Raw genomic sequence first — 19,220 nt, forward strand, 5'->3', positions numbered from 1 at the left:
AAAGAAACAAGTTAACTTAAGTTATGGGACAACCCTTGGAGTCACCACTCACATTTGTTGGAACTTATTCCTATTTGTTACGTACCCCATAAAAAGGGGTGAAGTTGCATGATGGTTGGTAATTTACTGCTTGGTTTAGTGGCGCTCGGTGTCGTGTTGACCATAGGAATCATTTGGGTTTCGTATAAGTTTTTGAAGCCGGATTAAAACAATTTTTAATTTTCAGTAACAAAATTTGTAAAGTTCCGTCTTATAATGTATGAAAGGCGGGAAGTCTTATACTTTTTTTATATGTTTTTCGTACTTATTTTTATTTTATTAGCTATCCTCGTCTACATGATTGTTTTAGATGCAGGACAAAAGCCAAACCCCTTAACGTACATATGGTTGGCAATAACAACGGTTCACTGGGTTCTCTTTTTGTCCGACCTCTATTCTCGACTGCCAGAGGAAATCCTTCGCTATTTCTGGGATATGAGCTGGCTAATATTAATTGGATTCGGTCTTTACTGTGCTTTAAAAGAATGGAAAACCAATAAAAAGATGAGCATTTTGCTAGCGATTATGTCGATGGGGCAACTTGGTTTTTATTTGTTATTGTTATTGATCACTAGTATGTGAGGGGGGTGTTCATGTTCACAGATACTCTTGTTGTCTTATCGATACTCGCTTTGCTTAGTAGCCCACTACTATTTAAACTCGTCCAAAGAAAAACGTGGATAGTTATGAGTATAGGTGTGGCCGGTTTGTTTTTGCTTAGCTGGTTCCTCATACTGTCCGGTATGAACGCTTTTGGGATTGGTGTTGTCTGGAATAGTTCTCTTATCTTGTTGCTCATACTCTTCTTTATCGGTTTTACGATGTACATATTGAAGAACTGGCAGCTTTCCCGTTTACTCCTCAGATCGATTATGGCGTTCACTTTTATTGTTAGCTTGATTTGGCTGATGTGGAACGACGTAACGACAGAGCGCTTACTGAATATGCTTCTGATTGCAACGGTTCCAGCGTTTCTAATCAGCGCCGCTGTCACGGCGCTCATTTCTTATGACCGGAAAACGACCACTACAAAACGACCACTGAATCCATAGGAAACAGTGGTCGTTTATTTAGTTCTTTTCCCAAATCAGTTTTTCTGAATGGATTTTTCTGTCCTCTACAAAAACATGCGTCACATCTTCTGGATTATCAAGGTGAAACTGTCCAGATGAAGAATCCAATGAAAATAGATTTCCATAAACAGTGACATACATGCTTGTGCCTTCTCTGCGAACCTTATGATGCGTATTTAAAAGTGCACTATCCACGAAATCGACTCTTAGAGTGACAGGATTAGATGACACTTCTTCGAAAGCAAGGTGACTTGGTGCAATGACGGTATCTCTAAGAAGATAGAGAGTGGACAATAGAAGTACCACAACGACAATGGCAAACCCGAGCCGTCCCTTATTCATTTCACGTCTTCCGAAAGTGGGGAGGTGACTTTTTGGGCATCAGCAGCTTCCGCCCATTCCAAATACCACTCTTGAAATAAAATGACAACGCCGACGAACCACATTAACACGCTGATGAGGAACATACCACCAATGACTACCGATCCAAAACTGAGCGGCTGCTCTTGAAAAATGGCATACATCAATTTGTTTCCTGACCATGAGCCAATACCAGAAGAAGTTATAGCAGCACTCACTAAGATCAGTCCAGATAACAGTGCACCGGCTAAAGTCAGGACCCCACCTAATAGAATCGTCTTCATTTAAATTCCCCTTTGTTTTGTCTATTCAGACGTTTATACTTAGAATAACATGAAGAAATTGGAAAATATAGTGTATGTTGATAAGTTTGAACTTAACTTTACTATGAAGGAGAATATATAAATGAAATTAAAGAAATCGTTTATTTGGCTTTTGCTGTTTCTACTTGTATTTCTAAGTGCCTGCGGAGAACAACGTATCGAATCGAAAATACCAGATGTGAATACCAATACGAATATAGTTCTCGAAATCGTTGATGACACATTGTCTCCAAGTGGTGTCGTCATCAAAATGACGAACTATACCGATGAAAATCTCTGGTATGGCGAAGGCTTTACTCTGGAGGAATCGATAAATGAGAAGTGGTACGTTGTCCCTTATCAAGGAACGGATGGACATAATGTGCCAGCCATCGGATATATTCTAAATGCGAATCAAACCGATGAGAAAGAGATCACATGGACTTATCCGTACGGAACACTTTCTGAAGGAACTTACCGATTGATCTTGTCATTTGGAGTTGAAGACAGCGGACGGAAATACAATTCGGCAGTTGAATTCTCTATTGAATAAGCTGAAAAAAGGAAGGGGATGCCCATGAAGAATATTTTATTTGAGTGGAGTCCAAGTATTGATGTAACGGGAGACTCACTGCGCACCGAAAAAACCATTCTGCCATGCCAAGACGCGGAAGGGAACGCGTATCTTTTAAAAGGGGAAGTGCAAGATCGGCAGGAGGTAGAGCGAATCTGTGCGTTTACGAACCAACTGAATCTGGTTATCCCCACGCCCTTCTACGAGAAGATGGATTCATCACACTATACGGTTGAGAGAAATCACGTGGTCTACACGCTCGAACGAAAGCTCATAGGCGAGGAAATTGAGGAAGTGTCCGACACTCATCTCACAGAAATCGCCACTGCACTGGGAACGATGCACCGTTTTAGTCTGAAAAATCAACTTCAACTCAACCGCGGTACGACATGGAGTCTCTTTGGTGGCAACGCAAGTGAGGAACTTGGCGACTATGACGAAAACGAAGTAAGCTTTTGGGAATGCCGTGATGCCTTTTCTGAGCACCCTCTATTCCGGGAAGTAGAAGCAGCCTACCACCATATCCGGCAAGACCTCCAAAATATCTGGAGTGAATTGCCGCTAGCTGCAACGCAAGGTGATTTCTGTTATTACAACATGGTGTTCGAAAACGACAAACTGACTGGTCTATTCGATTTTAATCTAGCGGGTGATGAAGTGTTAATCAATGAATGTTTGGCGGTCGCCGTCTATCATAGTTGGCACGCCCCGTATCAAGGAATACTTTCACCAGAGGAACGATTTACTCTATTTTGTGACGCCTATCAACGCATACGTCCATGGACGGAAAAAGAGTCCTCCGTGGTTCCTCAGCTGAAAGCGCTGATTCGAGCGTTTCGCTACGACCGGATAGAGGCGGGGATAAAAGCCAATCAACCGGATGTGTTTCTGAAAGAGACTTTGCAACTGTTGAGGGAAGCAGATACTCACTGACCTAGCTTATAAAACCATAACTCATTTTCTTTTTGAAATCCGACTTTCTCGTAGAGTGGATTTGCGGCCTCATTGTCCGTGCTGACGGTCAAGGTAACGTGTTGAACTCGTTCATCAGTAAATACTTCTGCAAGTACAGCGCTTAGCCAGCGGTAGCCAAGTCCTTGTCCACGAAATGCAGGAGCAATGGCGAGGTATTCCAGGTGAGCAGAATGTTCATCCGGCGCTTTCTCCACGTATGCATACCCGACAGAAGCTCCGTCTAGCTTCGCCATTAGAAGCAAATGGTCAGGAGAGGTACTTCGGTTGATGAGCGTCTGTGTGTCATAATAGGTATCCGGAAATTCAGTAGAATGCATCTTCAGCAAAGCTTCTTGATCGGCATCTTGAAACACATAGGTAAGAGAGTCACGAGAGGAATCAAAACCATCACGTGGACGTACATAATACAAATGTTTTCCGCGGAAATCAGCATGAATTTCGGACATAACTTGTTGCTGGGCAGTATTTTCCGCATGCAAGAAGAAGAGAAACGTTTGAAGCTCCGAAAACTCGTTTCGTGCAAACTGCCACAAAGCCACACTGTCGGATACGGAATGATTCAGGTGGAAAGGTCCCCATACTTCCGCTGTCTCGTCGTCGCAATCAAACCCGATTAACCCGACAAGTTGATCTTGCTCGAACTGACCGACGAGAGTCGTCAATTCGTCCTGAATAAAGTCTTCTTGAAAGTCATTCAGTAGAGCGGAAGCGTCGGTTCCACAAAATCCAATATGATGCGTGTTCTGTTTGTTTAGGTTTGCTATCCACTCCGCTATTTCGGGGAGCTGTTCAGGGAGTAGTCTGAGATACGTTGTCATGTGTAGCCTCCTAATAGATGTACTACCAACTAGTATGAAGAAAGAGTTTGAGGGTGTAAATAATTTACTTATACAAGGAAATGATAAATAGTTTTATATTTTTACCTTATACTTCTCATCGTGTAACGAATTCGCGTAGTGTACAGCCGATTCAGAATTTGCTATAGTTAAGGCGTGAATAGGATTTCCTTCGGGGTCGGGTGCAATTCCCAACCGGCGGTGATGAGGCAAGGCCTCTTAGTCCGTGACCCGGTTTCTGTGAAAAGAAAGCGGTGGATTTGGTGAAACTCCAAAGCCGACAGTAAAAGTCTGGATGGGAGAAGGAAACCACAATGTTTAAAAATCATGTGATTTTTGAACGCTTTTTTGTGCTGCTTTTTTCTCCCTCACCTTTCAAAAAGGTGGGGGTATTTTTGTGCAAGACAAAAACAAAACAATTACCAAGGAGGTATGTTATGACAGATCAAGCCTATATGCAGCTTGCCCTTTCTTTAGCAGAAGCAACGCGCGGGCAAACTAGTCCCAATCCGTCTGTGGCTGCCATCGTGGTTAAAAACGGGAGTATTCTCGGGACCGGTGTTCATGTAAAAGCGGGCGGCCCACACGCAGAAGTCCATGCTCTCCGGCAGGCGGGTGAGGAAGCAAGAGGCGCTACGATATACGTGACACTTGAGCCATGCGCGCATACAGGGAAGACGCCACCATGTGTGGAAGCTATCATAAATGCAGGTATTCAAGAAGTCGTTGTGGCAACGACGGACCCTAACCCGCTAGTCGCTGGAAAAGGGATCGCTTATCTCGAGCGACACGGGATTTCTGTAACCGTAGGCGTCGAAGAGGAGCGCGCGAAACAACTCAATGCTTCATTTTTTTATTCCATTCAAAACCAGCTTCCGTTCGTCACGCTTAAAGCAGGCATGACACTGGACGGCAAAATCGCCACGTCTACAGGCGAAAGCAAATGGATCACATCACAAGCTGCACGCGAAGATGCGCACACACTTCGTCATCAGAATGATGCCATCCTAGTAGGCAAACACACCATTCTTCACGACAATCCTTCTCTCACCACCCGACGACCCCGGGGTGGACACAATCCCATTCGCATCGTGCTCGATTCTGAGCTCACTATTCCAATCACTAGTAAAATCGTACAAGACAAAGAAGCGCCGACCTGGATTTATACGACCCGCCGCGCTCCAAAAGAAAGACAAGCTAAACTACAAGAAGCTGGTATTGAGGTCATCATGTGTGATGACGACACCATCTCTGTTTCTGCTGTGCTACAAGACCTGGCCGAGCGTCAAATTCAGTCTGTCTTAGTAGAAGGCGGTGCGGAAGTATTGGCATCATTTTTACAGGCGGAAGCTTTTCAACAGCTGGTCCTTTATATCGCGCCAACCATCTTTGGTGGTAGCGCAAAACCGATTTTCGGTAGTGCAAATATAGCGTCTATTCTGGATGCCTATGCCCTTACATTCGACCAAATCGAACAGCTAGGGCCTGATATTAAAATCACAGCCACTCCAAGACGAAAGGAGAGTGTGACATGTTCACAGGAATCATTGAAGAACTTGGAACCGTCACCCGTGTCAGTCGTTCTCGAGAATCAATGACCTTGACGATTGCCGCCCAAAAGATTTTATCCGATGTGAGCCTCGGGGACAGCATTGCCATCAACGGAATCTGTCTCACCGTCACTTCATTTTCAAGCAGTCAGTTCACCGTGGACGTGATGCCGGAAACATTTGCTGCGACGACCATCGGAGAGCTATCAACTGGCAGTCGCGTGAACCTTGAGCGAGCCATGGCTGCAAACGGACGATTCGGTGGCCATTTCGTAACCGGTCACTGCGATGCCGTCGGAGAAATCACCAGCATCCAAACGAATCAGAACGCGGTTCAACTAACCATTCAATTTCCAGAGGCCTTTCGTCCATATGTCATTCAGAAAGGTTCTATTAGTGTAGATGGCGTCTCGTTGACTGTGTTTGGACTCAGTCATCAAGAATTGATGATTTCACTGATTCCGCACACGGTAGAGATGACTATTCTGCATGCGAAAAAGGTTGGGGATTCAGTAAATCTTGAGTTCGACATTCTTGGAAAATACATTTTAGGTGCAGCTGAACATAGCCGATCGCCAAAATCGAAGCTGACACATGACTTTTTACAACAAAATGGCTATGTCTAAACAGGAGGAACGCGTATGCACACCATTGAACAGGCACTAGAACAACTGAAACTCGGACGCCCTATCATCGTAGTCGATGACGAGGACCGGGAAAACGAAGGTGATTTTTTAGCACTGGCAGAGCATGCGACGCCAGAGCTTGTGAATTTTATGATTACCGAGGGGCGTGGGCTTGTCTGCGCGCCGGTATCTGAAGAAAGAGCGGAACAACTTGGCCTTACGCCTATGATTGCAGACAATCGTGACCCTTACGGAACGGCCTTTACAGTCAGCGTAGACAGTGCCCTAGCAACGACAGGCATCAGTGCACAGGAGCGGGCAGAGACGTTACAGCTCTTGGCGCAACCTACTGCGACTGCTCAGGAATTTGTCCGTCCAGGACATATTTTTCCGCTTATTGCGAAGCGTGGAGGCGTAACCGTTCGGCCAGGCCATACGGAAGCGGCTGTTGACCTCGCCAACTTATGCGGAGCAGCGCCTGTTGGCATCATATGTGAAATCATGAATCCAGATGGAACGATGGCTAGACTACCTGAACTTGAAGTAATTGCCGAGAAACTGGATCTAGTGATGATCTCCATCGAGCAATTGATTGCTTATCGACATCAACAAGAATGTACGGTCGAAAGAGGAGCGATTGTGGACTTGCCAACACAGGTCGGAATGTTCCAGGCGGTCGGCTTTCGCGGCGTAATTACAGGAAAAGAACACATGGCCATAATCAAAGGGGACATAGAAAACGGACAACCGGTCACGATTCGTGTCCACTCGGAGTGTCTGACAGGAGATGTTTTCGGCTCTAAACGTTGTGACTGTGGACCACAGCTGGATGCAGCGCTCTCCCATATCGAGTCGCAAGGTTCAGGAATTATCCTCTATCTGCGACAAGAAGGACGTGGAGTCGGTCTACTGAACAAACTGGAAGCCTATGCACTTCAACAACAAGGATTAGATACAGTCGAGGCCAACCACCAACTAGGATTTGCGGATGATCTTCGAGACTACAGGGAAGCGGCGGACATGTTAAAGGCACTGGGTATACGAGATGTACGCGTGCTGACCAACAATCCACGGAAGCTCGATGGGCTTGAAAAGTATGGAATTACCATCAAAGAGCGAATTCCACTCGAAATACCAGCAAATGAGTCAAACGCAGGCTATTTGTCTACGAAAAAACAGAAGTTAGATCATATCTTAAAACTCTAGGAGGAATCATTCATGAAACAAGTCATCGAAGGTCATTTAGTAGGAACAGATTTAAAGGTAGGGATTGTCGTCGCGCGCTTCAATGAGTTCATCACGAGCAAACTGTTGGGCGGAGCGGAAGATGTACTTCGTCGCCATGGAGTGAAAGAAGAGGATGTAACCGTGCTTTGGGTGCCCGGTGCGTTTGAAATTCCACTAGCTGCTAAAAAGCTTGCGGATAGCGGCAACTATGACGCAGTGATCACATTAGGAACCGTGATTCGAGGAGCGACACCACACTTTGATTATGTCTGTTCAGAAGTCGCAAAAGGTGTATCGGCTGTAAGTTTGCAATCCGGAGTTCCCACTATCTTTGGTGTCTTGACGACAGAATCTATCGAACAAGCCATCGAACGTGCAGGCACAAAAGCGGGGAATAAGGGAGCGGAAGCAGCTATTACCGCCATCGAAATGGCAAATGTCTACAAGCAAATGGCATAGACTATTAATTGCACATTCTACTACGAGTAATAGACTATTTTGTATAGAAAATGACAGTTGGTTACAATTTTCGAGAAAACGTATAGATTTATATTATTTCCTGGGAAATAATAAAGGACAAATTTCTACAATGTTCGAATTTTGTGCGGGTTAAGGGAGAGGTCAATGCGCAAAGAAGAGGAAATTTTATAAATGCCCGGATGATTCTTAATCAGCTGACGTATGGATTAGATATGGCGAGAGACTGATCACCAGAAAATAATGACGAATACTATCGTTTCTTCAATGATCCTTCTAAGTAAGTCCATGTGTATTCACTCCTTGTCTTTTAAGTGGCGATTGAAAATTGGTGGATGGAGTCATCTTTTCCTTTTACGAAGAAACGCGACATAAGAAATAGGAAACGTTTCCTTACTTTGATTTCGATTCCTGCCGTGCACAGTTCCTTACCCGCACAGATGAAATACAGTAAGAATTTTCTGCGGTCTGTGATATGAGTATGTTATGGTTGACAGGATTGGTTGAAAAAATATAGTGGAGAAGTATCTAGATGCGGAAACTCAAGAACTGATGTGTCAATTGAAAGAGACGATTGCGGCTATGATAAATAGAAAAGCTTACAGTTTTGCAATTCTGTTTTCGGCAGTAGCGGCTTGTATAGAACAGATTCGCAAGGAATGGAACAAGAACAAAACAAAGAAACGTGATTCTCGAATTTACGAGAATCACGTTTTTACGTCTAGATGGAATTAAATAAGGATAATAATTGTTACACGACTAATCCTAAAAAGAAACGGACTCTCCAAGAATCATCCAACTGTGAACGGTTTTTTTCTCTCGCCATATCTGAACGGCAAATAAACGAGAAATACAAATAAGCCTTTCATAGCTAAGATAGATAGCAGTGCGACAACAAAAAAACCATTAGGGGTAAGGTATTTCGCCGTTCGTGCTATTGAAAGCGTTTTGTTCAGCGTCAGGTGACTTTACGTTATTCGGGTTCGTATCATGTGCTTTCCGTGATTTGAAGGTTCCTCGTCGAAGGTCAACAAGAATACCAAGGGTCAAAACAGCAAGAATAAATCCAAGAATATACATACTGAGCACCCCTCTCATTTTCTTAAGTATACCATTTTTTGATAATTCGGAAGGATATTGGGAACTCATTAAAGAAAAAAGCGTAATAAACTAAAATAATGCAAAATGAAAGAGAGGGTACAGAATGACGATTGCGGCATTTTTTCTCATACATACAGTCATTGGCATCCTCTTTGCTTTTGACTATGGGGAGTTGCCTAAGCCAATTACGCTATTCTTTCTTGTATTTTTTATCATGAGTAGTTTGTATTGGGGTGTATTTCTGGTGACATATTTCTTTTGACCAGTTACGAGAGAAAATAAAAGGGGTGCTTACTAGATGAAAAAACGACTGGGAATTGGACTAGGAGTGCTGATGGCCCTCTTTATTGGTGGATCCCTTGTCTATGGACAGGAAATCAAAACATACTTTGAAGTGAAGCAAATAACGGACACATTCTTTGAACATGTGACGAAACAAGAATTTGAACAAGCCTTTGATGCAATCGGATATTATAATGAAGCCTCCGATATGGAACCGACCATCTCTAGAGATGATGCAAAAGCGATGTGGATGAAACGTATGAAAGATGCCTATGCAGAGGGCACATTTGTCTTAAAAGTGTTTGATGTAAATATTTCCTTTAATGATACCTATCCATCTGCAAATGGTATCATGCAATATAACGACCAAGGTGAATGGAATGACCGGGTTGTTTTGATTTCCTACATTTATCAAGACGGCTGGAAAATCGGCCGAGTAGGGTTTGCCGACGAAGATGGACCAGAAGAACATCCATTATCTACCGCCATGTCCGGATATATGCCTGAATAAAGGAGTGAAACCATATGATTTTTCTAGCGATTGCACTGATTGTTTTTGTAATTTTAGCAGTGGTATTTGATATGACGCAGAAAAAGAAATAAATGAGGGGCTGGAGATGAGACGAGCGACGAGTGCACTACTTATTTTCTTTCTCTTGGTCACGGGTGGAAATGCGCAAGCCCTTAGCTGGGCCTATCCATTTGTGACCTGGGACGGAAAAATGTATGAGGTCATGGAAGACCAAACTTTAGAAGCTTCTGAGGTTGGGGCCGTCATCGGGGAAGTAGAGATGCAGGCAGATGATATGACTGGTGATTATTACGGGGACGCATCTAACGTTTATGAAAAAGGCACAAAATACTATGAGATTTTAGGCACACCTAAAGAAGTTGCCATTGCCGTCCAGGTAGGAAACAACTGGGTGCAAGCTGTCTTTGTTGGAGATCAACCGATATCATTGAAAGATATCTTTACGAGTCCATGGTTGTTTGTCTGTACTGGACTCCTCATCGGCGGCTTTGTCTACTTTATTATTCGAGGCGTTCGGCAAGGTGGGCATTGAAGTGATTCCTTGACAGGATGACTTGACTGCTAAGGAAACAAGGTAAGAAGATTTGATGGGGCGACAGTGGTTAGTGTTCCAGGTGGGATTTTCACGCTGTTTTTTGCATTAATGGCTATCAGTCTAACATATGCGGTGTTTTGAGTGTGGCGACGAAGTAAAGGATAATAATGAATCAAGCCCAGGTCTCATTCCAGGTAAGAAGATAACTTCTCGATGGAATAAGCTCTGGGTTGGTTTTATTCAGGCACACTATAGTACCGAATGCCGTTTTCATCCTCGATAATTCGTTTGCCCTTCTTCTCGAAAATCAACGTATGCTCTTCATCTAAAATGACCGTGTAGGTAGATCCTTCTGTCAGAATTTCCGCATCCGGGAATTCGATATAGCCACGTTCAAAGTCGTAATCTATTTCCAGCAATAGTTCCTCTACGGTGGAGTACGATTCTTCTGAATCGATTATTTGAAGCATGCCAATGTGAATACCGTTCTCGTTGTCCCCAAATATCACACCGCCACCGACATGATAGCCAACTTTAAAATCTTCCACACGAGCTGTGAAGTCGTCTGCCCCTTCAATGAAAACTTGAGTACTATACACATTTCCTGCTTCATCTTCATATAGGAGAGGACCTGTTTGCGTCAGTGTGAATACGAGTTCCTCTTCACTATAAATTGAAAAGAGACTATCGGTACGCTCAACATCCAGTTCTGGATAAACAAGTTCAGATGCAGGATCTGATGCCATATCTTCCGGATCCATCCATGGTCGAATAGCACTTATCATGGGGTCAGTGGACACAGTTAAGTTTCCATCTAAAAATTGTAGTGTATCCCCAGCATTCGTTTGCCCTTGAAAAATCATTCCTTCCAAAATGTGTGGTTCCCCGTCAGAAGGAGCGGCCGGTTGATTCATTTGAAGCCAGACACTGGAACCGATAAGTGCAAGGAGGAAGAGGGCGGCAACGGCAACGAAGCCCGCGACTGGTATCCGCTTTTTCTTGCGCTGATGCAGCGATTCCCGAATGGCTTGCTTTTCTTTCTCTCCAAACGTAGCTGATTGAAAGACGGATTGATCCATCGCAGACTTCAGTTTCGTTAGTTCGTTCTCCATACTTCATCCACTCCTTTCAATTCCGTAAGCAGTAGCATCTTCGCCCGACGCAAGCGTGTATGCAACGTGGCTTCTTTGACTTTCAACACTTCGCTGATTTCCCGTACGGTCAAGTCCTCGTAATAAAACAAGAAAATGACTTCGCGGTATTCTTGCGTTAACTTCATGACGGCGTCACTGAGTTCTGATGGGAACGACGATTTTTCATGCGTAGGAGTGGTTGGTGAAGGTTGCTGCGCACCATGCCCGATCACTCGGCGGAACCACGTCGATTTCAAGTAATCTTTCGCTTGATTGATGGTCAGTCGGATGAGCCACCCTTTGACGGAGTGTAATTTTTCTCGCTGATCATACTGATGATAGGCTTTCACAAACACGTCCTGCACCACATCTTGCGCAGTTGACCAATTCTTCACGTAGGTATAGGCAAGCTTAGTCATTTCGAGACCATATGTATCCATGAGGGCATCATGCCACTCATGCTGTTGCTTTTTTTTGTGTGGGTGTTGCCCCAGTTCTTCCATGATTTCCACCTCTTTACATACATAACGATTGAGAACGAGAAAAACTTTCATTTATTTAAAAATAATTTGGAGAAACAAAGGAGAACCACTACTTCTTATGGAATTATATAGAAATTTATGTTTTCGTGAGTGATTTGCAGGATAGAGGAAGGAAGTGTGAGCGTGATGAAGAATATATTTGTGAGCCTATTCGTTCTGATTGCGTTATCCGGTTGTACACAGAACACATCCTCAAAAGAGGGAAGTTGGAGTGAGTCTCCGTACAATCAAGAATTGCCACAAGAAGTGAAGCAAGAACAGATGGATGTGTCCATCTCATTGAATGAGGACGAGTTTTCTTTGCCGGTAGAGGAGTTGCTGGTCACATTGACCAATAGGGGGGATGTGGCTATAGGATATGGAGGCGCGTTATACGTTGAAAAGTTAGTAGACGGAGAATGGCTTGAAATACCTTTGAATCGTTACGCTTATACAGATGATTTAGTAGAGCTTCGAGTTGGTGAGGAGATAACGCAGGATGTGCCGGTTGAACGAGTAGACGGCGGGTTCCAGAAGGGAACGTACCGAATCAGAAAAAGTGTGTCTGTTGACATGAATACGTATCCACTTGCAGTCGAATTTGAAGTTCGATAACAAAGGGCCTACCCTTTAAAGAGTGGGCCTCTATTTTCAGCTATATCTGTATAAGAAATTATCGTTACAACTTTCCTTCATTTATCCACCCAATAATCCGGTACGTTCCATATACATTTACAAAAAAAAGCAGCGTCATGATTGTCGCCCAGAAGGGAAGGAGACCGATTTCTTGAATGCCACGCAAGTTGATGAGTACAAAAATCGCAACGGCAATCCACATTACATGAAGAAAAGCGTTCGGTACGATCCATAGAATTCGTTTAGCATTCAACGGGTCGTCTCCTTCTCGGCGACAGGTAGATTCCACACATAAATAGACTCCAAAATAGTAGTCCCCCCAATCGTGAGCGGCACATCTTTTACATGCTCCGCCCCAAATGCCTCATAAAATTGTTTTGTCGGATTGTCTTTTAATACTTCGACAAACACGTGTGAATAACCGTGCTGTTTATAATGCGCAAAAAGTGTATCCATCAAACGTCTACCGAGCCCCAGACCTTGGTAGCTCTCAAGTAAATAAAGAGAGGTCAAGTCGGTTGCGTTAGGGACGGAATTGGACTCTCTTGTGTTGGTGGTCGCAAACCCCACGATTTCCCCGGTATCATTTTCAACTACCCACATATACAAATCGTCTTGTTGAAGGTTCTTGATCCAGATCTTTTCGCGCTGGTCATATGATAACTTGTCCAAAAATGCAGCCGGTAAAAGATTTTTATACGTTGTGCGCCAGGAATCCACATGCACGCGTGCAATAGCCGGTGCATCATCTAAGTTAGCTCGTCGGATGTTCATTTAGTTTCCTCCATTTTCTGTTGTCGTATAGGAAAAGTGAGTTGCTGTTCGCCATCAGTTGAAAGCCATGTGAGAATCAGTCGTGTCTGCTCGAGAATGTAATGGATCTCTTCTTTCGAGCCTACTGGGAATAGACGGACAAGTTCTTTAGAAGATTTGTAGGTGCTTAGTTCCTCAAACCGTACAGAATGCATAGTACTCCTTATAAACATGCTAAGACGTGGTTCCGCCTCAACCTGAAGGTCCAATCGTTTCACTAATTTTACAGGGGCCGTGTTCACAAATCGCAGCTGCAATTCCGCTTGGTCACGCCCTACCATTTCAAGTGAGTAACTGAACTCCCATCCGGGGAGGACCTGCGTTTCCTGAATAAAATAGCCGGTCATGTTTTTGGATACCGAGCTACCACCCAAGAAAAATAAAAGTATGACAAGGACGAACCACTTTCTCCTCATCTCAATCACCCCTAGTTTACTTCTTTTGTAAAGGATACCATTCCTATGAAGTGACGAGAAGATGGTTTTGATGAAGCCTAGGTATTATTTCAATAAAAGAAGTTGAGTTGTTAACGGTACAACCCCAGGGCTTGTATCACTGAAACAACTCTACTCAACTCAACTATGAAAAGAGCCCTGGGGTCAGGTGACAACATTTGGTATAATAGGAGACAGGAGTAATCACGGAAAATTCAAATAAAGGGTAGGTAAATCGATATGTTGAGCTTCATTGACGATTTGGCAGGAACACTGAAAGATATTTTTCACTACGTAGCGTACTTTTTAGTAGGCACGATTCTCGTAGGTGCACCGCTCTATGGCATAGCAGCGCTATTCAACTGGTTGCTTTAATTCTTTATAAAGAAGGAGATGAATGAAATGGAAAGTTCTCAAGATCATGCAAGAACGACTATTGACGATACGGAGTTCTCAGGAACGGTGCTTGTTCACCGAGGGGAGGAGCAAGTGGTTGCAGAAAGCTATAGTTATGCTAATCGGTCCGACAAGCTCCCGAATACGGTGGATACACGTTATGGGATTGCTTCTGGATGCAAAATCTATACGGCAGTGAGCATCTGCCAACTCGTGGAGCAAGGGAAGTTGGCATTCGACACGCGCATCGTCGACTGCTTAGGGGAGGAAGTCGAACACTTCAATCCTAGCATCACCATTCATCAGTTGTTAACGCACACATCGGGTGTTCCCGACTACTTTGATGAAGAGGTCATGGAAGACTTCGAAGAACTATGGATCAAACAACCGATGTATCATATTCGCACGCTTCGTGATTTTCTTCCGCTATTTGTCGGTGAACCAATGAAATTCGCACCAGGGGAAAAGTTTCACTATAACAATGCGGGCTACATTTTGCTTGGTCGGGTGGTTGAACAGCTTTCAGGACTGTCGTTCACAAGCTATGTCGAAGAACATGTATTCAAGCCTGCCGAAATGAACGGCTCCGGTTATTTTGAAATGGATGCGCTACCTGCAGGAACCGCCTCCGGATATATTGACCTCGAGGATGGTAGCTGGAAGACCAATATTTATTCCTTGCCCGCTAAAGGTGGATCTGACGGGGGTGCGTATGTCACAGCGGGAGACATGAAACGATTTTGGCAAGCATTGTTTGGAAATAAACTGCTTTCGAAAGAGTTCACCGAGAAGCTGCTTACACCGCATGTGTCAGAGGATGAAGACACGTATTACGGCTATGGTGTGTGGATTGACCAGGATGAAAAAGGGATTTCGAAATACCATGTCATGGGATATGACCCTGGCGTGAGTTTTCATTCGGGGTATTATCCAAGACAAGAGGTTACCATCACGGTCTGTTCCAACCGCTCAGAAGGTGCTTATCCCGTACTCAGTCAACTAGAGGAGGATCTCCTCATTAAATAATTGGTTGAAGTGGGAACTATTCCCTCCTTTGCTCGTAAAAGAGAAGAAGGGGGGAATCACCATGCTACACGAAAAATCACCACGTGCTATCTTCGGCGTGATTGCAATCATTCTACTAGTTAGTGCACCACTCGTCATTCTCTTTATACCCATGGTGCAATTAAGTACGTTTCGGTACGATCCGCAAAACCTGCTGATGCTACCACCGATGGTGAACTATTATCTGCTAACCCTAGCAAGTGCTTTCATTATCGCCATATTTATTGGGCTCGCCATCAAGCGGACTCGCGCCATGTACTTTTTGGCAAGCCTCTTGGCTATAGCAGCAATCGTGGCAACCTATTTCTCCAGCCTCAGTCACATACAAATCCACCCAGAATATGTGCAGATTAAAAATTTTCACACGGTTTCCACATACCCCATGGACGACATGGACACTATTATCTATGAATACGGCATTGAAGAAAGAGGCCGCTACCTGTTCATCACGCAGGGAGAAGAAATCGAGGTCACAGATTCACCTATGATGACTGATGAAAAACGCAGGCAACTGAACCGAATCGCGCGAGAGCAAGATGTGGCGTTTGTGGAGCGGGCGATGGAAGTAACCAAACAGAAAGAATGAATAATGTTTGCAGAATAAACATGATTTTTATACACTAGGGAATCCTATGAATCTCGATTTGTCACTTTATATACCTCACCTTTACCATCATATGTGATCCACTCACCCATAGGCTCGCCTTTCTCAAAGTGACCGGATCGTTTCAGGGTTCCATCGGTGCGGTACCATTCCCAATAGCCTTCCGGTTGGTCGTCGATGATTTTTCCTTTCGACCACATCGTTTTGCCGTTCGCATGGTATTTGATCGTAAAGCCATCCACAATGTCCATCTTCTTTTCCGGAACTTTCTTTTCACTGAGGTCACAGTTTTCCTTTTTCATAAGGGCACCTCTTTCTCGTCAGATTTCGTAATTTAAGTATAAAGGAGCTGTCCAACATGACCAAGGGAAACCCCATCAGAAACTCCGCAAAATCTCTAATCGTGAGAGACCAACACCTTTTACTCATCAAGAAGCAAGACGATCAAGGCATCTATTATATTTTTCCGGGTGGTGGGCAGGAAAAAGGAGAGACGCTTGAAGAAGCCGTCCATCGCGAATGCCTAGAAGAGATCGATGCAAAGGTTAATGTCTATGAGCTCGCGTATGTCCGAGAATACATTGGTAAGAACCATGAGTTTTCGGAAGTGGACGGGGATGTGCATCAACTGGAGTTTTACTTTCACTGTGAGATTTTGGAGACTTCCATCAACGGACAACCCACGCAACCGGATGTCGATCAAATTGGGGTTGAATGGTTACCTATAGATCGATTAACAGAGTACCGTATCTATCCGAAAGCGATGGTTGAAACAGTCCGGAACGAGTCGTCCAATCAGCGGATTTATTTGGGAGATGTGAATTAATGCAGGATAGCATAAGAATGGGGGCAAGTAGGTGTTTTCGGCTTGAAGTTGCTGATTGGGATAGTTGGATTACTCGTTATGAGCAAGTAGAAGACGGAGGAGAATCGATGAGTTTTTTTGATAGATGACATACATAGTAAGCGCCAGTAGGTCGTCTACTGGCTATTTTTCATGAAAAGAATTCTGAACCTATTCCGGACTATGTTCCGTCTAAAGGATAACTAGAAATTGGTGGAGGTGGAATGTGTGCTTCAATCAGAAAACGAGTCCTTAAGGGACTTTGAAAAAATCATTGATACTTACGGGGAGGCACTCATGCAGCTCGCCTATACATATGTGAAAAATAAGCAGCAGGCCGAGGACATTGTGCAAGATGTCTTTGTGAAAGCATTTGAAAAACGACAAGATTTTCGGGGGGATGCAAGTTACCAGACGTATCTGTACCGGATGACAGTGAACCGTTGCCATGACCATTTCCGGAGTTGGTCCTTTCGAAATTTGTTCTTCTCAGATAAATTCGTGGAGGGAAGACAGACAGGGCTGAGCGTAGAGGGCGAAGTTATTTATAATTCACTCAGCAATGCCCTTGGCCAAGAAATTATGGATCTTCCGATAAAATACCGGGAAGTGATTGTGTTCTTCTATTTCAAAGAATACAGCGCGCAACAGATTGCAGAAATATTGGGTGTATCGATCAATACAGTGAAAACGCGTCTTCGGAGAGCCAAGGAGCAGCTGAAGGTCAAAATGGTCCACGAGGTAGGTGAGCAATATGAGGGATAAGGAAGTGAAAAAAAGTATCCAGCAATTTGTCGGTGAGGAACCTCTTTATAGCGAACGTATGAAACGAGAAATCATGCAAAAGGTTCGAGTGAAAAAGCGAAAACCCGTTTGGATGCGACGAGAATTTGCCGTTCCTGTTCTGGTCTTCCTATTGCTCATCGGAGGATCTGTCCTGTTTTACGAAATGCTATCTGGAAGTACTCCGGTACAGCAACCCATAGTGGTAGAAGAGCCGAGTGAACAGCAACAACTCCAAGAAACGTTCAATCTCACGATGCGTCTTATCGATGCTATGCTCACCAAGGATTTTGCATACCTTGAATCGGTAGTAGGGCCTGACGTGACCATTGATTATGAAAATGAGATGTTGATATATGATGACTGGGGCTATCAAGCTTTTATCGATAGTTTTGATTATGAAAACTTTGAGTACCGAGGATTTATGGTGGAAGGTGATTCTCTATTCCTTATTTTGGGTGTTTACAACGTCTCGTATGAGTTTCAGTTTGTTCGAGATCCTGATTCGGAAGAGGGCTATCTGCTGAAATCGCTTTTAACGAATTAATGGAACTGTATGGTGAAAGGGTGCATAGGTCTTGAAGAGGAAATTAGTAGGAAGTGCTCTAATTGGATTGTTTGTAATAATCATTATTGGCGTACTGATGAATCAAAATGAAGAACTTGCTGGTACGAAAGGAATGCCCGAGCTGGATGCTATTTCATCAGCGAGTGTCACGTCGCCGCGGCACTTCTCAGAAGAAGATGCCTATACCTATGTGTTGGACGATTCAGAATTCGAGGAATTGCGTGAGGTACTTTCCACACAACAAGTGAACCGGAAATACATTCAGCTGGAGGACGACTTTGAGTATTTTCTGATGTTAAAAACAAATCGTGAAGAGACATTAATGCGCGTGGGGGAAAAGTTGATTCGGAATGAACAAACGAATGATGTGTACGAACTACGAAGCGGGGAGCTTCTAGCATTCGTGGAGTCGCTAAAAGACCGGGCGGACGCTGCTGAAATAAAAGTTGAATTTGGTGATGCTGCACATGACCAATTCCGCACCGCATTGAATCTGAGCTTCCGGATTATTCGTGCGATGGTAGAGGGGGATGAAGCATATATAGCTTCCGTTTCATCGAATAATGTCACCGTTGACCAGGATATTTTGCGCTTTACAGAACCTTCAGCAGAACAAGAGTTTATAGAGAAATTCGATTTTCCGAAGATTGAGCTGAGGGGTTTTGATACTCAGGACGAGCGAATGCGAATTCGATTGGGCGTCGGTGAAATTTTGTACACGTTTGAATATGTGGAAGGTGGAAGTGAAGGATATTTGTTGAACTGGATGGGGGTGGAGTAGCAGAGTGGTTTATCAAGTTATCAACCCCAGGGGTTGTGTCAAAGAAAGAAGTAAACTTCTCTGTGGAATAACCCCTGGGGTTGAATAGTTATTTCTCACCTGCAACCTCCTATTGACAAAAAGCGTAAGTATTGTAAGTCTTTCTAGAAGGAC

Annotated in this window: 28 protein-coding genes and 1 riboswitch; of the genes, 19 read left to right on the top strand and 9 right to left on the bottom strand. The window is 44.0% G+C overall.

Translation table 11 applies throughout. From position 1 onward, the window contains the following. Positions 1–291 precede the first annotated feature (291 nt). Both ACFO0S_RS14545 and ACFO0S_RS14550 read left to right on the top strand, forming a co-directional pair. Positions 292–621 carry a hypothetical protein gene (locus tag ACFO0S_RS14545; RefSeq protein ID WP_378142840.1) on the top strand — a complete coding sequence of 110 codons (330 nt, stop codon included), beginning with the start codon at positions 292–294 and terminating at the stop codon, positions 619–621. A gap of 11 nt (positions 622–632) precedes the next feature. Further along, positions 633–1,091 (top strand): hypothetical protein, encoded by a 459-nt coding sequence (locus tag ACFO0S_RS14550; protein ID WP_378142841.1) that lies wholly within the window; start codon positions 633–635, stop codon positions 1,089–1,091. An 18-nt stretch (positions 1,092–1,109) separates the two neighbouring features. On the opposite strand, the gene ACFO0S_RS14555 is transcribed toward ACFO0S_RS14550, so the two are convergent. Together ACFO0S_RS14555 and ACFO0S_RS14560 are read right to left on the bottom strand one after the other, a co-directional pair. Beyond that, entirely contained in the window at positions 1,110–1,454 is a 345-nt protein-coding gene (locus ACFO0S_RS14555; RefSeq protein WP_378142843.1) for a hypothetical protein, read from the bottom strand. Then, positions 1,451–1,756: a hypothetical protein gene (locus ACFO0S_RS14560; RefSeq protein ID WP_378142845.1), complete on the bottom strand. Its 306-nt coding sequence runs from the start codon at positions 1,754–1,756 to the stop codon at positions 1,451–1,453. The genes ACFO0S_RS14555 and ACFO0S_RS14560 overlap by 4 nt, the downstream gene beginning before the upstream one ends. A gap of 121 nt (positions 1,757–1,877) precedes the next feature. Between ACFO0S_RS14560 and ACFO0S_RS14565 the strand changes: the two genes are divergently transcribed. Then, entirely contained in the window at positions 1,878–2,327 is a 450-nt protein-coding gene (locus tag ACFO0S_RS14565; protein WP_378142848.1) for an immunoglobulin-like domain-containing protein, read from the top strand. A gap of 24 nt (positions 2,328–2,351) precedes the next feature. After that, positions 2,352–3,281 carry a phosphotransferase enzyme family protein gene (locus ACFO0S_RS14570; RefSeq protein WP_378142849.1) on the top strand — a complete coding sequence of 310 codons (930 nt, stop codon included), beginning with the start codon at positions 2,352–2,354 and terminating at the stop codon, positions 3,279–3,281. Here ACFO0S_RS14570 and ACFO0S_RS14575 read toward each other — a convergent pair. Then, a complete protein-coding gene (locus ACFO0S_RS14575; protein WP_378142850.1) occupies positions 3,275–4,141 on the bottom strand; it encodes a GNAT family N-acetyltransferase in 867 nt (288 codons plus the stop codon). The two genes, ACFO0S_RS14570 and ACFO0S_RS14575, sit on opposite strands and share 7 nt — an antisense overlap. 182 nt (positions 4,142–4,323) lie before the next feature. Continuing rightward, positions 4,324–4,470: riboswitch (FMN riboswitch) on the top strand. Between the two features lie 126 nt (positions 4,471–4,596). Between ACFO0S_RS14575 and ribD the strand changes: the two genes are divergently transcribed. From ribD to ACFO0S_RS14610, 7 genes are all read left to right on the top strand, one after another. Next, positions 4,597–5,757: a bifunctional diaminohydroxyphosphoribosylaminopyrimidine deaminase/5-amino-6-(5-phosphoribosylamino)uracil reductase RibD gene (gene ribD, locus ACFO0S_RS14580; protein WP_378142852.1), complete on the top strand. Its 1,161-nt coding sequence runs from the start codon at positions 4,597–4,599 to the stop codon at positions 5,755–5,757. After that, on the top strand, positions 5,691–6,335 hold the full coding sequence (gene ribE / locus ACFO0S_RS14585) for a riboflavin synthase (protein WP_378142853.1): 645 nt from the start codon (positions 5,691–5,693) through the stop codon (positions 6,333–6,335). The genes ribD and ribE overlap by 67 nt, the downstream gene beginning before the upstream one ends. Positions 6,336–6,350: 15 nt before the next feature. After that, positions 6,351–7,541: a bifunctional 3,4-dihydroxy-2-butanone-4-phosphate synthase/GTP cyclohydrolase II gene (locus ACFO0S_RS14590; protein ID WP_378142855.1), complete on the top strand. Its 1,191-nt coding sequence runs from the start codon at positions 6,351–6,353 to the stop codon at positions 7,539–7,541. A 12-nt stretch (positions 7,542–7,553) separates the two neighbouring features. Beyond that, a complete protein-coding gene (gene ribH / locus ACFO0S_RS14595; protein ID WP_378142857.1) occupies positions 7,554–8,021 on the top strand; it encodes a 6,7-dimethyl-8-ribityllumazine synthase in 468 nt (155 codons plus the stop codon). Positions 8,022–8,555: 534 nt separating this feature from the next. Further along, positions 8,556–8,774, top strand: coding sequence for a hypothetical protein (locus ACFO0S_RS14600; protein ID WP_378142858.1), 219 nt, complete (start codon positions 8,556–8,558; stop codon positions 8,772–8,774). Between the two features lie 664 nt (positions 8,775–9,438). After that, on the top strand, positions 9,439–9,933 hold the full coding sequence (locus ACFO0S_RS14605) for a hypothetical protein (RefSeq protein ID WP_378142859.1): 495 nt from the start codon (positions 9,439–9,441) through the stop codon (positions 9,931–9,933). Positions 9,934–10,039: 106 nt separating this feature from the next. Then, positions 10,040–10,486: a hypothetical protein gene (locus ACFO0S_RS14610; RefSeq protein ID WP_378142861.1), complete on the top strand. Its 447-nt coding sequence runs from the start codon at positions 10,040–10,042 to the stop codon at positions 10,484–10,486. 239 nt (positions 10,487–10,725) lie between these two features. Here the strand turns inward: ACFO0S_RS14610 and ACFO0S_RS14615 are convergent, their stop codons facing one another. Both ACFO0S_RS14615 and ACFO0S_RS14620 read right to left on the bottom strand, forming a co-directional pair. Further along, entirely contained in the window at positions 10,726–11,601 is an 876-nt protein-coding gene (locus ACFO0S_RS14615; RefSeq protein WP_378142862.1) for a hypothetical protein, read from the bottom strand. Then, positions 11,586–12,125 carry a sigma-70 family RNA polymerase sigma factor gene (locus ACFO0S_RS14620; RefSeq protein WP_378142864.1) on the bottom strand — a complete coding sequence of 180 codons (540 nt, stop codon included), beginning with the start codon at positions 12,123–12,125 and terminating at the stop codon, positions 11,586–11,588. The genes ACFO0S_RS14615 and ACFO0S_RS14620 overlap by 16 nt, the downstream gene beginning before the upstream one ends. Before the next feature lie 165 nt (positions 12,126–12,290). Here ACFO0S_RS14620 and ACFO0S_RS14625 point away from each other — a divergent pair, with 165 nt between their 5' ends. Further along, positions 12,291–12,758: an immunoglobulin-like domain-containing protein gene (locus ACFO0S_RS14625; protein ID WP_378142891.1), complete on the top strand. Its 468-nt coding sequence runs from the start codon at positions 12,291–12,293 to the stop codon at positions 12,756–12,758. A 64-nt stretch (positions 12,759–12,822) separates the two neighbouring features. Here the strand turns inward: ACFO0S_RS14625 and ACFO0S_RS14630 are convergent, their stop codons facing one another. The 3 genes from ACFO0S_RS14630 to ACFO0S_RS14640 are packed head-to-tail and all read right to left on the bottom strand — an operon-like array spanning position 12,823 to position 14,008. After that, positions 12,823–13,032: a hypothetical protein gene (locus ACFO0S_RS14630; protein ID WP_378142865.1), complete on the bottom strand. Its 210-nt coding sequence runs from the start codon at positions 13,030–13,032 to the stop codon at positions 12,823–12,825. Further along, the gene (locus ACFO0S_RS14635) at positions 13,029–13,553 is read right to left on the bottom strand and encodes a GNAT family N-acetyltransferase (RefSeq protein WP_378142866.1); all 525 of its coding nucleotides are present in this window, start codon (positions 13,551–13,553) and stop codon (positions 13,029–13,031) included. The genes ACFO0S_RS14630 and ACFO0S_RS14635 overlap by 4 nt, the downstream gene beginning before the upstream one ends. Then, positions 13,550–14,008 (bottom strand): hypothetical protein, encoded by a 459-nt coding sequence (locus ACFO0S_RS14640; RefSeq protein WP_378142867.1) that lies wholly within the window; start codon positions 14,006–14,008, stop codon positions 13,550–13,552. Before ACFO0S_RS14640 ends, ACFO0S_RS14635 begins: the two co-directional genes overlap by 4 nt. Before the next feature lie 258 nt (positions 14,009–14,266). On the opposite strand from ACFO0S_RS14640, the gene ACFO0S_RS14645 reads away from it, so the two are divergent. The 3 genes from ACFO0S_RS14645 (at position 14,267) to ACFO0S_RS14655 (ending at position 16,073) form a co-directional block, all read left to right on the top strand. Further along, a complete protein-coding gene (locus ACFO0S_RS14645) occupies positions 14,267–14,401 on the top strand; it encodes a hypothetical protein (protein ID WP_378142869.1) in 135 nt (44 codons plus the stop codon). A gap of 27 nt (positions 14,402–14,428) precedes the next feature. After that, a complete protein-coding gene (locus tag ACFO0S_RS14650) occupies positions 14,429–15,448 on the top strand; it encodes a serine hydrolase domain-containing protein (RefSeq protein WP_378142870.1) in 1,020 nt (339 codons plus the stop codon). Between the two features lie 61 nt (positions 15,449–15,509). Continuing rightward, entirely contained in the window at positions 15,510–16,073 is a 564-nt protein-coding gene (locus tag ACFO0S_RS14655; protein WP_378142871.1) for a hypothetical protein, read from the top strand. Between the two features lie 44 nt (positions 16,074–16,117). Here ACFO0S_RS14655 and ACFO0S_RS14660 read toward each other — a convergent pair whose 3' ends face one another. Next, a complete protein-coding gene (locus ACFO0S_RS14660; RefSeq protein ID WP_378142872.1) occupies positions 16,118–16,393 on the bottom strand; it encodes a toxin-antitoxin system YwqK family antitoxin in 276 nt (91 codons plus the stop codon). Positions 16,394–16,449: 56 nt separating this feature from the next. On the opposite strand from ACFO0S_RS14660, the gene ACFO0S_RS14665 reads away from it, so the two are divergent. The 4 genes from ACFO0S_RS14665 (at position 16,450) to ACFO0S_RS14680 (ending at position 19,067) form a co-directional block, all read left to right on the top strand. Further along, positions 16,450–16,917: an NUDIX domain-containing protein gene (locus ACFO0S_RS14665; RefSeq protein ID WP_378142873.1), complete on the top strand. Its 468-nt coding sequence runs from the start codon at positions 16,450–16,452 to the stop codon at positions 16,915–16,917. A 246-nt stretch (positions 16,918–17,163) separates the two neighbouring features. Beyond that, the gene (locus ACFO0S_RS14670) at positions 17,164–17,700 is read left to right on the top strand and encodes a sigma-70 family RNA polymerase sigma factor (protein WP_378142874.1); all 537 of its coding nucleotides are present in this window, start codon (positions 17,164–17,166) and stop codon (positions 17,698–17,700) included. Between the two features lie 4 nt (positions 17,701–17,704). Then, entirely contained in the window at positions 17,705–18,265 is a 561-nt protein-coding gene (locus ACFO0S_RS14675) for a hypothetical protein (RefSeq protein WP_378142875.1), read from the top strand. A 31-nt stretch (positions 18,266–18,296) separates the two neighbouring features. Next, positions 18,297–19,067, top strand: a complete 771-nt coding sequence (locus tag ACFO0S_RS14680; protein WP_378142876.1) for a hypothetical protein — start codon at positions 18,297–18,299, stop codon at positions 19,065–19,067. Positions 19,068–19,220: the final 153 nt, after the last annotated feature.

It is taken from the genome of Chryseomicrobium palamuruense (assembly GCF_042649045.1).
GTDB classification, from domain to species: domain Bacteria; phylum Bacillota; class Bacilli; order Bacillales_A; family Planococcaceae; genus Chryseomicrobium; species Chryseomicrobium palamuruense.

Coding starts and splice junctions, on each gene's coding strand:
- ACFO0S_RS14545 (WP_378142840.1), top strand. CDS start 292: ATGTTTTTCGTACTTATTTTTATTTTATTAGCTATCCTCGTCTACATG.
- ACFO0S_RS14560 (WP_378142845.1), bottom strand. CDS start 1,756: ATGAAGACGATTCTATTAGGTGGGGTCCTGACTTTAGCCGGTGCACTG.
- ACFO0S_RS14605 (WP_378142859.1), top strand. CDS start 9,439: ATGAAAAAACGACTGGGAATTGGACTAGGAGTGCTGATGGCCCTCTTT.
- ACFO0S_RS14655 (WP_378142871.1), top strand. CDS start 15,510: ATGCTACACGAAAAATCACCACGTGCTATCTTCGGCGTGATTGCAATC.
- ACFO0S_RS14570 (WP_378142849.1), top strand. CDS start 2,352: ATGAAGAATATTTTATTTGAGTGGAGTCCAAGTATTGATGTAACGGGA.
- ACFO0S_RS14550 (WP_378142841.1), top strand. CDS start 633: ATGTTCACAGATACTCTTGTTGTCTTATCGATACTCGCTTTGCTTAGT.
- ACFO0S_RS14640 (WP_378142867.1), bottom strand. CDS start 14,008: ATGAGGAGAAAGTGGTTCGTCCTTGTCATACTTTTATTTTTCTTGGGT.
- ACFO0S_RS14555 (WP_378142843.1), bottom strand. CDS start 1,454: ATGAATAAGGGACGGCTCGGGTTTGCCATTGTCGTTGTGGTACTTCTA.
- ACFO0S_RS14625 (WP_378142891.1), top strand. CDS start 12,291: ATGAAGAATATATTTGTGAGCCTATTCGTTCTGATTGCGTTATCCGGT.
- ACFO0S_RS14645 (WP_378142869.1), top strand. CDS start 14,267: ATGTTGAGCTTCATTGACGATTTGGCAGGAACACTGAAAGATATTTTT.
- ACFO0S_RS14660 (WP_378142872.1), bottom strand. CDS start 16,393: ATGAAAAAGGAAAACTGTGACCTCAGTGAAAAGAAAGTTCCGGAAAAG.
- ACFO0S_RS14650 (WP_378142870.1), top strand. CDS start 14,429: ATGGAAAGTTCTCAAGATCATGCAAGAACGACTATTGACGATACGGAG.
- ACFO0S_RS14665 (WP_378142873.1), top strand. CDS start 16,450: ATGACCAAGGGAAACCCCATCAGAAACTCCGCAAAATCTCTAATCGTG.
- ribD (WP_378142852.1), top strand. CDS start 4,597: ATGACAGATCAAGCCTATATGCAGCTTGCCCTTTCTTTAGCAGAAGCA.
- ACFO0S_RS14565 (WP_378142848.1), top strand. CDS start 1,878: ATGAAATTAAAGAAATCGTTTATTTGGCTTTTGCTGTTTCTACTTGTA.
- ACFO0S_RS14635 (WP_378142866.1), bottom strand. CDS start 13,553: ATGAACATCCGACGAGCTAACTTAGATGATGCACCGGCTATTGCACGC.
- ribE (WP_378142853.1), top strand. CDS start 5,691: ATGTTCACAGGAATCATTGAAGAACTTGGAACCGTCACCCGTGTCAGT.
- ACFO0S_RS14590 (WP_378142855.1), top strand. CDS start 6,351: ATGCACACCATTGAACAGGCACTAGAACAACTGAAACTCGGACGCCCT.
- ACFO0S_RS14610 (WP_378142861.1), top strand. CDS start 10,040: ATGAGACGAGCGACGAGTGCACTACTTATTTTCTTTCTCTTGGTCACG.
- ACFO0S_RS14615 (WP_378142862.1), bottom strand. CDS start 11,601: ATGGAGAACGAACTAACGAAACTGAAGTCTGCGATGGATCAATCCGTC.
- ACFO0S_RS14620 (WP_378142864.1), bottom strand. CDS start 12,125: ATGGAAGAACTGGGGCAACACCCACACAAAAAAAAGCAACAGCATGAG.
- ACFO0S_RS14575 (WP_378142850.1), bottom strand. CDS start 4,141: ATGACAACGTATCTCAGACTACTCCCTGAACAGCTCCCCGAAATAGCG.
- ribH (WP_378142857.1), top strand. CDS start 7,554: ATGAAACAAGTCATCGAAGGTCATTTAGTAGGAACAGATTTAAAGGTA.